Consider the following 14781-nt stretch of genomic DNA (forward strand, 5'->3'; position numbering starts at 1 on the left):
GCATTCCCACGCAGAGCGTGGGAACGATCAGGTTCAAGAGGTTAGAAATGTCCCAGGCTGAAAAAATCGTTATCGCCGATGCACAGGTGCGTTGGCAGGATGTAGTCGCAGTCGCCCGTGATGGCGCGCAGCTCGAGCTGTCGGCGCAGGTCTGGGCACGGATTGAAAACGCGCAGGCCATCGTCCAGCGCATCGTCACCAGCGGCGAGCGTGCCTACGGCATCAACACCGGGCTGGGCGCGCTGTGCAACGTGTCGCTGCAGGACGAGCAGCTCAGCCAGTTGTCGCGCAACACCTTGCTCAGCCACGCCTGTGGCGTCGGCGCACCCCTGACTAACGAGCAGACTCGTTCGATCATGTGCGCGGCCATCGTCAACTACAGCCACGGTAAATCCGGCCTGCACCGTCAGGTCGTAGAAGCACTGCTGGCACTGCTCAACCGTGGCATCACCCCGCAAGTGCCATCCCAGGGCTCTGTGGGCTACCTGACCCACATGGCCCACATCGGCATCGCGTTGCTGGGTGTCGGCAATGTCAGCTATCGCGGACAGATGGTTTCCGCGCAGCAGGCCCTGGCTGAAGAAGGCCTGCAACCGGTCAAGCTTGGCGCCAAGGATGGTCTGTGTCTGGTCAATGGCACGCCATGCATGACTGGCCTGAGCTGCCTGGCCATTGCTGACGCCGCGCATCTGCTGCATTGGGCCGACGTGATCGGCGCCATGAGCTTCGAAGCCCAACGCGGTCAGATTGACGCCTTCGACGCCGAGATCATCGCGCTCAAGCCGCATCCGGGCATGCAGCAGGTCGGCATCAACCTGCGCGGATTGCTCGACGGCAGTGAAGTGATTGCCCAGAGCAAAGGCATTCGTACCCAGGACGCCCTGAGCATCCGCTCGATCCCGCAGGTGCACGGCGCTGCACGTGACCAACTGGTGCACGCAACCCAACAGATCGAAACCGAACTCAATAGCGCCACCGACAACCCGCTGGTGCTGGGCACCGCGGAAAACTACCGCGTCGTTTCCCAGGCCAACCCGCACGGCCAGTCCGTCGCGCTGGCGGCGGACCTGCTGGCCATCGCCATGGCCGAAATCGGCTCCATCGCCGAACGTCGCCTGGACCGTTTGATCAACCCACACGTCAGCGGCCTGCCAGCGTTTCTGGTGGCCAACCCGGGCGTGAATTCCGGGATGATGATCGTGCAGTACGTCGCTGCCTCGCTGTGTGCGGAAAACCGCCAATTGGCGCAACCGGCGGTGCTCGACAACTACGTCACCTCGGGCCTGCAGGAAGATCACCTGAGCCTGGGCACCAACGCCGCGCTGAAGCTGCATCGCGTACTGGAAAACTGCACGCAGATCCTCGCAATCGAGTATCTGTTGGCTGCCCAGGCGTTTGAATTCCTGAAAGAGCAACGCTTCGGCGCCGGCACCGATGCGGCGTGGCGTCTGCTGCGTGAGCGCGTTCCTGCCTATGACCAGGATCGTTGGCTGGCACCGGATATCGCCGCTGCTGCCAGCGTTTTGAAAGACCCGATTTTGCTGCACAAAGCGTTACCGAATTTGCACTGATTTTTCCACAACACCAGCGTGCCAAGGCGCGGCTCCCCTACAGGCGAGACGCGACGGACAACGGACATCTCCGGAGCGTCTGGTGAGTACTCTTCATTCATGAAGAAGACAACTCTCAAAAGGAGAACAAAATGACTGCGCTAAACCTGATTCCCGGCCAACTGAGCCTTGCCCAACTGCGTGATGTCTATCAGCAGCCGGTGAAACTGACCCTCGACCACAGCGCTGCTGCCCAGATCGAAGCTAGCGTTGCCTGCGTGGAACAGATCCTCGCCGAAAACCGCACCGCCTACGGCATTAACACCGGTTTTGGCCTGCTGGCCTCGACCCGCATTGCCAGCGAAGACCTGGAAAACCTGCAGCGCTCGCTGGTGCTGTCCCATGCCGCCGGTGTTGGCGAGCCGATCAGCGATGCACTGGTGCGCCTGGTCATGGTGCTCAAGGTCAACAGCCTGAGCCGTGGTTTCTCCGGCATCCGCCGTGTAGTGATCGACGCGCTGATCGCCTTGATCAACGCCGAGGTTTACCCGCACATTCCGCTGAAAGGTTCGGTCGGTGCGTCCGGCGACCTGGCACCGTTGGCGCACATGTCGCTGGTGCTGCTGGGCGAAGGCAAGGCGCGCTACAAAGGCGAGTGGATGGAAGCGACCGAAGCGCTGAAAGTCGCCGGTCTGACCCCGCTGACCCTGGCTGCGAAAGAAGGCCTGGCGCTGCTTAACGGTACTCAGGTGTCCACCGCGTTTGCTCTGCGCGGTTTGTTCGAAGGCGAAGACCTGTTCGCCGGTGCCCTGGCGCTCGGTGGCCTGACCGTTGAAGCGGTGCTGGGCTCGCGCTCGCCGTTCGATGCACGCATCCACGCCGCTCGTGGCCAAAAAGGCCAGATCGACGCCGCTGCCGCCTATCGTGATCTGCTGGGTGAGCGCAGTGAAGTTTCCGATTCCCACGAGAACTGCGAGAAGGTCCAGGACCCGTACTCCCTGCGCTGCCAGCCGCAAGTCATGGGCGCGTGCCTGACCCAGTTCCGTCAGGCCGCCGAAGTGCTGGCCGTCGAAGCCAACGCCGTATCCGATAATCCGTTGGTATTCGCCGCAGAAGGCGACGTGATTTCCGGCGGTAACTTCCACGCCGAACCGGTGGCCATGGCCGCTGACAACATGGCATTGGCCATCGCTGAAATCGGCTCCCTGAGCGAGCGTCGCATCTCGCTGATGATGGACAAGCACATGTCGCAACTGCCGCCGTTCCTGGTGGCCAATGGCGGCGTGAACTCCGGCTTCATGATCGCCCAAGTGACCGCAGCGGCGCTGGCCAGCGAGAACAAGGCGCTGTCCCATCCGCATTCGGTGGATAGCCTGCCGACGTCCGCCAACCAGGAGGACCACGTGTCCATGGCCCCTGCTGCGGGCAAGCGTCTGTGGGAAATGGCCGAGAATACCCGCGGGATTCTTGCTGTCGAATGGCTGGCAGCGGTCCAGGGCCTGGACTTGCGCAACGGTTTGAAAAGCTCGCCGAAACTGGAACAGGCTCGGGCGATTCTGCGTGAGGAAGTGCCGTTTTACGAGAAGGACCGCTTCTTTGCGCCAGACATCAATGCGGCGACTGAGTTGTTGGCTTCGCGTTGCCTGAACGAGCTGATCACGACCAAGCTTTTGCCTAGCCTGTGATGGACTCATCGCCAGCAGGCTGGCTCCCACAGTTGCAATGCGTTCCTCTGTGGGAGCCAGCCTGCTGGCGATTCGATTTTGAATACTGTGGAGACTAAGGGATGAAAACCCTCTGGCAACACTGCCACGTCGCAACCATGGCGCAAGGCGTCTACTCGATCATCGAGGATGCGGCCATCGTGACGTCCGGTGCGCACATCGAGTGGGTCGGCCCGCGCAGTGAACTGCCGTCAGGCGAGTACCCGGCGGTCAACGATTTGAAGGGGGCCTGGGTCACTCCTGGCCTGATTGACTGCCACACCCACACGGTGTTCGGCGGTAACCGCAGTGGCGAATTCGAGCAGCGTCTGCAAGGCGTCAGCTACGCGGAAATTGCAGCAAGCGGCGGCGGCATCGCCAGCACCGTGCGTGCCACTCGCGCGGCCAGCGAAGATGAACTGTTCGCCAGCGCCGCCAAGCGTCTGAAAAGCCTGATGCGCGACGGCGTCACCAGCATCGAAATCAAATCCGGGTACGGCCTCGACCTGGCCAACGAACGCAAGATGCTGCGGGTGGCCCGTCGCCTCGGCGCCGAACTGCCGGTCAGCGTGCGCAGCACCTGCCTGGCCGCTCACGCCTTGCCGCCGGAGTACACCGGTCGCGCCGACGATTACATCGATCACATCTGCAGCGAAATGCTCCCGGCCCTGGCCGCCGAAGGGCTGGTGGACGCGGTGGATGCCTTTTGCGAATACCTGGCGTTTTCCCCTGCTCAGGTCGAGCGCGTATTCATCACTGCCCAGGAACTGGGTCTGCCGGTGAAGCTGCACGCCGAGCAGCTATCGTCCCTGCACGGATCGAGCCTCGCGGCGCGTTACCACGCACTGTCGGCCGATCATCTGGAATTCATGACCGAAGACGACGCCATCGCCATGGCCAAGTCCGGCACAGTGGCCGTGTTGCTGCCCGGCGCCTTCTACTTCCTGCGCGAGACCCAATTGCCGCCGATGGAGGCCTTGCGCAAACACGGCGTGAAAATCGCCATCGCCAGCGACCTCAATCCCGGTACCTCGCCGGCACTGTCGTTGCGTTTGATGCTGAACATGGCCTGCACCTGTTTCCGCATGACCCCGGAAGAGGCGCTGGCTGGCGCAACCATTCAGGCCGCCACCGCCCTGGGCATGGCTGACACTCACGGTTCGCTGGAGGCTGGCAAGGTCGCGGATTTCGTTGCCTGGCAAATCGATCGCCCGGCCGACCTGTGCTACTGGCTGGGCGGCGACCTGGAAAAACGCGTCGTGCGTCACGGCGTCGAAATGAGCTTGTAGGAGAGTCGTTGTGGATAAGGTTCTTAACTTCAATCAAGGCCGCATGCCGCTGCTGATCAGCATGCCCCACGCCGGTGTGTGCCTGACTCCTGCAGTCGAAGCCGGGTTGATCCCCGACGCGAAAAGCCTGCCGGACACCGACTGGCACATCCCGCAGCTGTACGATTTTGCCGCCGAACTGGGTGCCAGCACCCTCGCCGCCGAATACTCGCGGTTCGTCATCGACCTGAACCGGCCGTCCGACGACAAGCCTTTGTATGTCGGCGCCACCACCGGTCTGTACCCGGCGACACTGTTCGACGGTATCCCGTTGTTCCGCGAAGGGTTGGAGCCCTCGAAGGATGAGCGTGCCACCTATCTTGAGCAGATCTGGACGCCGTACCACAACACCTTGCAGAGCGAGCTGGCGCGACTGAAAGCCGAGTTCGGCTACGCGCTGTTGTTCGATGCGCACTCGATCCGCTCGATCATCCCGCACCTGTTCGACGGCAAGCTGCCGGACTTCAACCTTGGCACCTTCAACGGCGCCAGTTGTGATCCGCAGCTGGCTTCGCAGCTGGAAGCGATCTGCGCCGGTCACCCGGACTACAGCCATGTGCTGAACGGGCGCTTCAAGGGCGGGCACATCACTCGTCACTACGGCAATCCGGCAGAAAACATTCATGCCGTGCAACTGGAGTTGGGCCAGTGCACCTACATGGAAGAGTTCGAGCCGTTCCGCTATCGGCCGGATCTGGCCGAGCCGACCCGCGTGGTCTTGAAGGAACTGCTGCAAGGACTGCTGGCCTGGGGCGAAAAGCACTACCGGTGACAGATCGTTCCCACGCTCTGCGTGGGAATGCCTCCCCGGACGCTCCGCGTCCGCTCTTGGGACGCAGAGCATCCCTTGCTGCATTCCTTTGCGGCGCGTGGGAACGATCAGCGACCTCCTACAAGTACATGCTCATTCACGTAATTCGGGTTTATGATGCCCAACGGCAGAATAATAGAAGTCCCCCCAGGGATGACCTCGACCCCTTACGGAGCGCGCAATGCAGACTTTGTACCCGCAGATCAAACCCCACGCCCGGCACGATCTGGCCGTCGATGAGACCCACACGCTGTATGTCGACGAAAGCGGTTCACCGGAAGGTTTGCCGGTGGTGTTCATTCACGGCGGCCCCGGCGCCGGGTGCGATGCCCAGAGTCGGTGTTTCTTCGATCCTAATCTGTACCGCATTGTTACCTTCGATCAGCGCGGTTGCGGTCGTTCCACCCCCCACGCCAGCCTCGAAAACAACACCACCTGGGATCTGGTCGCCGACCTTGAGCGGATCCGCCAGCACCTGGGCATCGACAAGTGGGTGCTGTTCGGCGGTTCCTGGGGTTCGACCCTGGCGCTGGCCTACGCGCAAACCCATCCGGAGCGCGTGCACGGGCTGATCCTGCGCGGGATTTTTCTCTGCCGCCCGCAGGAAATCGAATGGTTTTATCAGGCGGGCGCAAGCCGTCTGTTCCCCGATTACTGGCAGGACTATGTTGCGCCGATCCCGCTGGACGAGCGCGGCGATTTGCTCAGCGCCTTCCACAAACGACTCACCGGCAACGATCAGATCGCCCAGATGCACGCGGCCAAGGCCTGGTCCACGTGGGAAGGCCGGACCGCGACGCTGCGTCCGAACCCACTGGTGGTCGATCGATTCTCCGAGCCGCAGCGCGCGTTGTCCATCGCCCGCATCGAATGCCACTACTTCACCAATAACGCCTTCCTCGAACCGAATCAGCTGATTCGTGACATGGGCAAAATCGCCCACTTGCCTGGCGTGATCGTCCATGGTCGCTATGACGTGATCTGTCCGTTGGACAACGCCTGGGAACTGCACCAGGCCTGGCCGAATAGCGAACTGCAAATAATCCGTGACGCGGGCCATGCCGCCGCCGAACCGGGGATCACCGATGCATTGGTACGCGCTGCCGATCGAATGGCCCGGCGCTTGCTCGACCTGTCGCCTGAAGAAGCATGAAGGGCTTGCTGCAACGCGTGCGCGGCGCGCGAGTCGAGGTAGCGGGGCAGGTGGTCGGCGCGGTCGACCAGGGTTTGCTGGTGCTGGTAGCCGTCGAGCCGGACGACACGCGGGCCAGCGCCGACAAACTTCTCAATAAGCTGCTTAACTATCGTGTGTTTAGCGACGCTGAGGGCAAGATGAACCTGTCCCTGGCGGATGTGAGTGGCGGGTTGCTGCTGGTCTCGCAGTTCACCCTGGCCGCCGACACCAAGAGCGGGTTGCGACCGAGTTTCTCGACCGCGGCCCCTCCGGCCTTGGGCGAGGAGCTTTTCGACTATCTATTAAGCAAAGCGAAACAGGTGCATGGCACTGTAGCATCAGGTAGATTCGGCGCGGATATGCAGGTGCACCTGGTCAATGACGGCCCGGTTACCTTCCTGTTACAGACCTGAAAGCGCTTGAAACATCTTTTTAAGCGCTTTTGGACTGAAAACAGGCGTTTTTCCCGATAAATACTTTGTTACCCCTGATGCGTTGTAACGCGGCCTACTAGATAATCGCGCGCTACGGGGATCAGCGTTCGTTGGTCCATTTTGACTTAGGTAGAGACTTGTCCGAATCCGATTGGGGAATCATTTTGCCCCAGCGGAGTCGGAACAATGCTCGCCAACTTGGCAAGAGTGGTCTGCAGGGCCGGTTTTTTCGTACCGGATACCTGCAGGCCCTTTAACTGGCCGTTGGTTTTTTGATCTGTTTTCGGCGAGGGTTGCTCGTGATTGTTAGTCCCTGTAACGCACCAAAATTGACTGCCAAACGGTTTCGTAGCGCATTGGTAGCGGGCTCGGCACTGCTGTGCCTGCTCAGCGCCGGCCAGCTTTGGGCATTCAGTCTGGATGATGTATCGGTCAAGGCAAAAGAACTGGCCGGGCAAAAGTACGAAGCTCCGCGCAGTAACCTGCCGAACGAATTTCGCGAGATGAAATTCGCCGATTATCAGAAAATTCGCTTCCTGACTGAAAAAGCCGAATGGGCCGATCAGAAGACCCCGTTCAAGCTGTCGTTCTATCACCAGGGCATGCATTTCGATACGCCGGTGAAAATCAACGAAATCACGGCGAACACCGTCGAAGAGATCAAGTACGATCCGAATCGTTTCGATTTCGGCGACGTCAAGTTCGATCCCAAGGCCACCGAACAACTCGGTTATGCCGGTTTCCGTGTCCTGTACCCGGTCAACAAGGCTGACAAGCAAGACGAAATCATGACCATGCTGGGCGCAAGTTACTTCCGCGTGGTCGGCAAGGGTCACGTCTACGGTTTGTCCGCTCGCGGCATGGCGATCGATACCGCACTGCCGTCCGGCGAAGAATTCCCGCGTTTTCGCGAGTTCTGGATTCAACAGCCGAAACCGGGCGACAAGCATCTGGTGATCTTCGCCCTGCTGGATTCGCCGCGGGCGACCGGTGCCTATCGCCTGACCTTGCGTCCGGGCAGCGACACCGTTGTCGACGTCAAGGCGCAGATGTTCCTGCGTGACAAGGTCGGCAAACTGGGCATCGCGCCACTGACCAGCATGTTCCTGTTCGGCGCCAACCAGCCGTCGAAAGTCCTCAACTACCGCCGTGAGCTGCACGATTCCAGCGGTCTGGCGATCCATGCCGGCAACGGCGAGTGGATCTGGCGTCCGCTGAACAACCCGAAACACCTGGCGGTGAGCAACTTCTCGGTCGAGAACCCGCGTGGCTTTGGCTTGCTGCAACGTGGCCGTGACTTCAGTCACTACGAAGACCTCGACGACCGCTACGACAAGCGCCCAAGCGCCTGGATTGAACCGCAAGGCGACTGGGGCAAGGGCTCCGTCGATCTGGTAGAGATTCCGACCGCCGACGAAACCAACGACAATATCGTGGCTTTCTGGAGCCCGGAAACGATGCCGGAGCCTGGCCAGCCGCTGGACTTCGCCTATCGCATGCACTGGACCATGGACGAAGCCTCGATTCATGCTCCGGACAGTGCCTGGGTCAAGCAGACCTTGCGTTCCACCGGTGACGTCAAACAGTCCAACCTGATTCGTCAGCCGGACGGCAGCGTTGCCTATCTGGTGGACTTCGAAGGCCCGTCCCTGGCGGCATTGCCGGCAGATGCTGACGTTCGCAGCCAGGTCAGCGTCGGCGACAACGCCGAGCTGGTGGAAAACAGCGTGCGCTACAACCCTGAGACCAAGGGCTGGCGCCTGACCCTGCGGATGAAGGTCAAGGACGCAGGCAAGGCCACCGAATTGCGTGCTGCACTGGTGCAGAGCATCGTGCCAGCCGATCTGGCCAAGACTTCGCTTCCAGTGTCGAACTCCTCCGTTGCCAAGGCCGACAAGGTCGCCGCCAAGCAGCAGGAAAAAACCGACAAGGAAGCGAAGGCAGCCGAAGCTACGCAGGCCGATGCCAAGCCAGTCGCAGATGCCAAGGACACGGCGAACAACAAAGACGCCAAGCAGCCTGCTGCTGCCGACGCGGCCCCAGCCACACCGGAATCGGCACCGACTGAAGAAGTCCTGACCGAGACCTGGAGCTACCAGTTGCCTGCCGATGAGTAATTCTCAAGTACAGCCAGAGACGCTTTCCGAGTATCTGGCACATCTGCCGATGACCGACCAGCAGCGCGCGGAACTCGCGGGCTGCCAGTCCTTCAGCGAATTGCACGAGCGTTTGTCGTCTTCGACATTTGACGCCCCGACCGACGCCGCCCAGGCATCGGTTGGCAAGCGCCTGACCCTGAGTACCGCCGAGGAATTGCAGGACGCCGAAATGCTGGCGCTCGACGCCGCTGGTCGGGTCGTCCTCAAGGCGACCCCACCGATTCGCCGGACCAAGGTCGTGCCGGAACCGTGGCGCACCAATATTCTGGTGCGTGGCTGGCGTCGCCTGACCGGCCGCACCAACCCGCCGAAGCCGCCGAAGGATGAGAACGTATTGCCGGCGGCGCGCTGGCGCACGGTCGGTTCGATCCGTCGCTACATTCTGCTGGTACTGATGCTCGGTCAGACCATCGTCGCCGGCTGGTTCATGAAAGGCCTCATGCCGTACCAGGGCTGGTCGTTCGTCGACCTTGATGAAGTCCTGCACCAACCGCTGCTGCAAACCGCCACGCAAGTGCTGCCGTACGCCTTGCAGACCAGTATCCTGATTCTGTTCGGGATTCTGTTTTGCTGGGTCTCAGCCGGTTTCTGGACCGCGTTGATGGGCTTCCTCGAGTTGCTCACCGGTCACGATAAATACCGCATCTCCGGCAAAAGCGCGGGCAACGAGCCGATTCCGAAGGATGCGCGCACCGCACTGGTGATGCCGATCTGTAACGAAGACGTGCCTCGGGTATTCGCCGGTCTGCGTGCAACGTTCGAGTCGGTAGCAGCCACGGGTGACCTGGATCGCTTTGACTTCTTCGTCCTCAGTGACAGTAACGACGCCGACATCTGCGTCGCCGAACAGCAGGCCTGGCTGGACGTCTGCCGCGAAGCCAAGGGCTTCGGCAAGATCTTCTATCGTCGCCGCCGTCGTCGTGTGAAACGTAAAAGCGGCAACCTCGACGACTTCTGCCGTCGTTGGGGTGGTGACTACAAATACATGGTCGTGCTCGACGCCGACTCCGTAATGAGCGGCGAGTGCCTGACCAGTCTGGTGCGCCTGATGGAAGCCACGCCGGACGCCGGGATCATCCAGACCGCGCCGCGTGCGTCGGGCATGGACACCCTGTATGCACGCATGCAACAGTTCGCCACCCGCGTGTACGGTCCGCTGTTCACCGCCGGCCTGCACTTCTGGCAGCTGGGCGAATCCCACTACTGGGGCCACAACGCGATCATTCGCATGAAACCGTTCATCGAGCACTGCGCCCTGGCGCCGTTGCCGGGTAAAGGCGCGTTTGCCGGCGCGATCCTGTCTCACGACTTCGTCGAAGCCGCGCTGATGCGCCGTGCCGGTTGGGGCGTGTGGATTGCCTACGACTTGCCGGGCAGCTACGAAGAATTGCCGCCGAACCTGCTGGACGAACTCAAGCGTGACCGTCGCTGGTGCCACGGTAACCTGATGAACTTCCGCCTGTTCCTGGTCAAGGGCATGCACCCTGTGCACCGTGCCGTGTTCCTGACCGGCGTGATGTCCTACTTGTCGGCGCCGTTGTGGTTCTTCTTCCTGGTGCTGTCCACCGCGCTGTTGGCAGTCAACACGCTGATGGAGCCGCAGTACTTCCTCGAACCGCGCCAGCTTTATCCATTGTGGCCTCAATGGCACCCGGACAAGGCGATTGCGCTGTTCTCGACCACGGTCGTGCTGTTGTTCCTGCCGAAATTGTTGAGCATCATCCTGATCTGGGCCAAGGGCGCGAAAGAGTTCGGCGGCAAGCTCAAGGTGACCTTGTCGATGCTGCTGGAGATGCTGTTCTCCATGCTGCTGGCGCCGGTGCGGATGATTTTCCACACACGTTTCGTGCTCGCCGCGTTCCTCGGCTGGGCCGCGACCTGGAACTCGCCGCAGCGTGACGACGACTCCACGCCATGGAGCGAAGCGGTCAAGCGTCACGGTCCTCAGACCTTGCTGGGTTTCTTCTGGGCGCTGCTGGTGATCTGGCTGAACCCGAGCTTCCTGTGGTGGCTGGTACCGATCGTCGGTTCGCTGATGTTGTCGATCCCGGTGTCGGTGATTTCCAGCCGTGTCGGCCTGGGTCTCAAGTCCCGTGACGAGAGCCTGTTCCTGATCCCTGAGGAATACAATCCGCCGCAGGCACTGCTGGCCACCGACCAGTACACCCACGAAAACCGCTGGCATGCGCTGAACGACGGCTTTGTTCGTTCGGTGGTCGATCCGCAGCAGAACGCCCTGGCGTGTTCGCTGGCGACCTCGCGTCACCGTGAGGCCGAGCCGATCGAATGGCTGCGGGTCGAGCGGGTCCGGCACGCGATGAAAGTCGGGCCTGAAGGACTGACCAACAATGAGCGTGTACAGCTGCTGAGCGACCCGGTGGCATTGGCTCGCTTGCATCAGCAGGTCTGGAGCGAAGGTCACCCTGAGTGGTTGGGTGCGTGGCGCAAGTCGGTCCAGGCCGATCCGCATGCACCGCTGTTGCCGCTCAAGCCGCTGAGCGTGCAGCCGCAGTTGGCATGATGAAGGGCCCCCCTGGCTGGCGGGGCTGATCGTTCCCACGCTCTGCGTGGGAATGCCTCAACGGACGCTCCGCGTTCGGCTTTTGATTGGGACGCAGAGCGTCCCTGGCTGCATTCCCACGCAGAGCGTGGGAACGATCAAGATCACCAACAATTCCCACGCAAACCCTTGTGCAATTGAGCGAGTACGTTAGCATCCGTCCCCGAATTGGTGCGCCCGGACTATTTTGTGTCCGTATCTATCGGTTTTCATTGGAAAACTGTCGATTTCGCGCCGCAAACGCAATGGTTTTGGGGGACTTGAAGATGAAGAAGTATCTGTCGATGCTGCTGGTCGGTGTCACGGCATTGGTTGCAGTCAGCGCGGCGCAGGCCGGTGCCATTGATGACGCGGTCAAGCGCGGCACGTTGAAAGTCGGCATGGACCCGACCTACATGCCGTTCGAAATGACCAACAAACGCGGCGAGATCATCGGTTTCGAAGTCGACATCCTCAAAGCCATGTCCAAGGCCATGGGCGTCAAGCTGGAGCTGGTGTCCACCGGCTACGACGGCATCATCCCGGCCCTGCTCACCGACAAGTTCGACATGATCGGCAGCGGCATGACCCTGACCCAGGAACGCAACCTGCGCTTGAACTTCAGTGAACCGTTCATCGTGGTCGGCCAGACCCTGCTGATCCGCAAGGAGCTGGAAGGCACCATCAAGTCCTACAAAGACCTGAACACTGCCGACTACCGCATCACTTCCAAGCTCGGCACCACTGGCGAGATGGTTGCCAGGAAGCTGATCTCCAAGGCCAAGTACCACGGCTACGACAACGAGCAGGAAGCGGTGCTCGACGTGGTCAACGGCAAGGCCGACGCCTTCATTTACGACGCGCCTTACAACGTTGTGGCAGTGAACAAGGTCGGCAACGGCAAACTGGTGTTCCTCGACAAGCCGTTCACCTACGAGCCGTTGGCGTTCGGGTTGAAGAAGGGTGACTACGACAGCATCAACTTCATCAACAACTTCCTGCACCAGATCCACGAAGACGGCACCTACGATCGCATCCATGACAAGTGGTTCAAGAGCACCGAGTGGCTCAAGGACATGGAGTAAGGCCTCTACTTGATCGTTCCCACGCTCTGCGTGGGAATGCCGCCCGGGACGCTCCGCGTCCCTTCGCAAGCGTGACGCAGAGCGTCACAGGATGCATTCCCACGCAGAGCGTGGGAACGAGCGAACCAGAGTAACGTTCAATGAAACAGAAAAAAGCCCAATGGCCCTGGCACGTCCTGACCGTGCTGGTGCTGATCGGCCTGGCCGGCGCGTTGTATTACGCCACCTCGCTGATGTCCTACGAATGGCGCTGGAACCGCGTACCGCAGTACTTTGCCTACCACGCCGAAGAGTCCCAGCGCGCCGCCGACATCTCTACCGTCAGCGAACTGGTGCGCAAGGGTGACAAGGCTGAAGTCACCCTGCGCAATGACGCAGGCGACGAGCAACGCCTGACCATCGATGACAACAGCCTGCAAGTCGCCCAAGGCGATGACGTGGCCGAAGGCGATGTGATTGGCGTCACCCGTCACTGGGCCGCCGGGCCGCTGTTGTGGGGCCTGTGGACCACGCTGTGGCTGTCGGTGGTGTCCGGCGTGCTCGGCCTGTTGATCGGCCTGGCGACGGGCTTGTGCCGGCTGTCGAACAACCCGACCCTGCGCGACCTCTCGACCATTTACGTCGAATTGGTGCGCGGCACACCGCTGCTGGTGCAGATCTTCATTTTCTACTTCTTCATCGGCACCGTGATGAACCTGTCCCGAGAGTTCGCCGGGATCGCCGCGCTGTCGCTGTTCACCGGCGCCTACGTCGCAGAGATCATCCGCTCCGGCGTGCAGTCGATTGCCCGTGGACAGAACGAAGCCGCCCGCTCCCTCGGCTTGAGCGCGGGGCAGTCGATGCGTCATGTGGTGTTGCCGCAAGCGTTCAAACGCGTACTGCCACCGCTCGCCGGGCAGTTCATCAGTCTGGTGAAAGACACGTCGCTGGTGTCGGTGATCGCGATTACCGAGCTGCTGAAAAGCGGTCGCGAAGTCATCACCACCTCATTCTCGCCGTTCGAAATCCTGTTCTGCGTTGCCGGTCTGTACCTGTTGATCAACCTGCCGCTGTCGAAAATCGCCAGCCGGCTTGAGCGGAGGCTCGCGCAAAGTGATTGAAGTCCGCGATCTGGTAAAAGTCTTCGACACCCGCGGCCATGTGGTGCGCGCGGTGGACAACGTCAGCACAACCGTCGCCAAGGGCGAAGTGTTGGTGGTGATCGGTCCGTCCGGTTCCGGCAAGTCGACCTTCCTGCGCTGCCTCAATGGCCTTGAAGAATTCGATTCGGGGTCGGTGAGCATCGATGGCCTGCAACTGGCCGACCCGAAAACCGACGTGAATGCCTATCGCCGTGAAGTCGGTATGGTGTTCCAGCATTTCAACCTGTTCCCGCATATGACCGTGCTGGAAAACCTCTGCCTCGCCCAGAAAGTCGTGCGCAAGCGCGGCAAAAAGGAGCGCGAGGCCAAGGCCATGGCGCTGCTGGAAAAGGTCGGGATCGCGCAGAAGGCCAACGAATTTCCGTCGCGCCTGTCCGGTGGCCAGCAACAGCGCGTGGCGATTGCCCGGGCGCTGGCGATGGAGCCGAAGGTCATGCTCTTCGATGAGCCGACCTCGGCACTGGACCCGGAAATGGTCGGTGAAGTGCTGGATGTGATGAAAAACCTGGCCGTGGAAGGCATGACCATGGTCTGCGTCACCCATGAAATGGGTTTCGCGCGGGAAGTGGCGGATCGGGTGTTGTTTTTCGATCACGGGAAATTGCTGGAAGATGCCTCGCCGGCGGAGTTCTTCGATGCGCCGAAAGATCCGCGGGCTCAGGCTTTCCTGCGGCAGGTTCTCTAACGTCGTCGTCTGACGGACCGCTATCGCGAGCAAGCTCGCTCCCACAGTGTTTTTCGGTGTTCATGCTGGTTGCGTAACACCACTGACCCTGTGGGAGCGAGCTTGCTCGCGATTGGCATCACCTCAGTTCCCTGTGAATCGAGACCCTCGCATCACCTCAAACCTTGAACC

General features: G+C 61.0%; 11 protein-coding genes. All 11 read left to right on the forward strand.

Annotated features, from left to right (window positions below; genetic code table 11):
- Positions 1-47 precede the first annotated feature (47 nt).
- Positions 48-1571, forward strand: a complete 1524-nt coding sequence (gene hutH / locus ACA058_RS01670) for a histidine ammonia-lyase (protein ID WP_497637548.1) — start codon at positions 48-50, stop codon at positions 1569-1571.
- A 131-nt stretch (positions 1572-1702) separates the two neighbouring features.
- Positions 1703-3235, forward strand: a complete 1533-nt coding sequence (gene hutH, locus ACA058_RS01675; protein WP_497637549.1) for a histidine ammonia-lyase — start codon at positions 1703-1705, stop codon at positions 3233-3235.
- A 101-nt stretch (positions 3236-3336) separates the two neighbouring features.
- Complete coding sequence (gene hutI, locus ACA058_RS01680; protein ID WP_497637550.1) at positions 3337-4542, forward strand: imidazolonepropionase; 1206 nt, start codon at positions 3337-3339, stop codon at positions 4540-4542.
- A gap of 10 nt (positions 4543-4552) precedes the next feature.
- Complete coding sequence (hutG, locus tag ACA058_RS01685) at positions 4553-5353, forward strand: N-formylglutamate deformylase (RefSeq protein WP_497637551.1); 801 nt, start codon at positions 4553-4555, stop codon at positions 5351-5353.
- A gap of 220 nt (positions 5354-5573) precedes the next feature.
- Positions 5574-6545, forward strand: coding sequence for a prolyl aminopeptidase (gene pip / locus ACA058_RS01690; protein WP_497637552.1), 972 nt, complete (start codon positions 5574-5576; stop codon positions 6543-6545).
- Positions 6542-6979: a D-aminoacyl-tRNA deacylase gene (dtd, locus tag ACA058_RS01695; protein ID WP_497637553.1), complete on the forward strand. Its 438-nt coding sequence runs from the start codon at positions 6542-6544 to the stop codon at positions 6977-6979. Before pip ends, dtd begins: the two co-directional genes overlap by 4 nt.
- 320 nt (positions 6980-7299) lie before the next feature.
- Entirely contained in the window at positions 7300-9117 is a 1818-nt protein-coding gene (locus tag ACA058_RS01700; protein ID WP_497637554.1) for a glucan biosynthesis protein G, read from the forward strand.
- Positions 9110-11680 (forward strand): glucans biosynthesis glucosyltransferase MdoH, encoded by a 2571-nt coding sequence (gene mdoH, locus ACA058_RS01705; protein WP_497637555.1) that lies wholly within the window; start codon positions 9110-9112, stop codon positions 11678-11680. Before ACA058_RS01700 ends, mdoH begins: the two co-directional genes overlap by 8 nt.
- A 305-nt stretch (positions 11681-11985) precedes the next feature.
- Positions 11986-12783, forward strand: a complete 798-nt coding sequence (locus ACA058_RS01710; RefSeq protein ID WP_339553539.1) for a transporter substrate-binding domain-containing protein — start codon at positions 11986-11988, stop codon at positions 12781-12783.
- A 140-nt stretch (positions 12784-12923) separates the two neighbouring features.
- Positions 12924-13883: an amino acid ABC transporter permease gene (locus ACA058_RS01715; protein ID WP_497637556.1), complete on the forward strand. Its 960-nt coding sequence runs from the start codon at positions 12924-12926 to the stop codon at positions 13881-13883.
- On the forward strand, positions 13876-14610 hold the full coding sequence (locus ACA058_RS01720) for an amino acid ABC transporter ATP-binding protein (RefSeq protein WP_497637557.1): 735 nt from the start codon (positions 13876-13878) through the stop codon (positions 14608-14610). Before ACA058_RS01715 ends, ACA058_RS01720 begins: the two co-directional genes overlap by 8 nt.
- Positions 14611-14781 lie beyond the last annotated feature (171 nt).

It is taken from the genome of Pseudomonas sp. LBUM1649 (assembly GCF_059716155.1).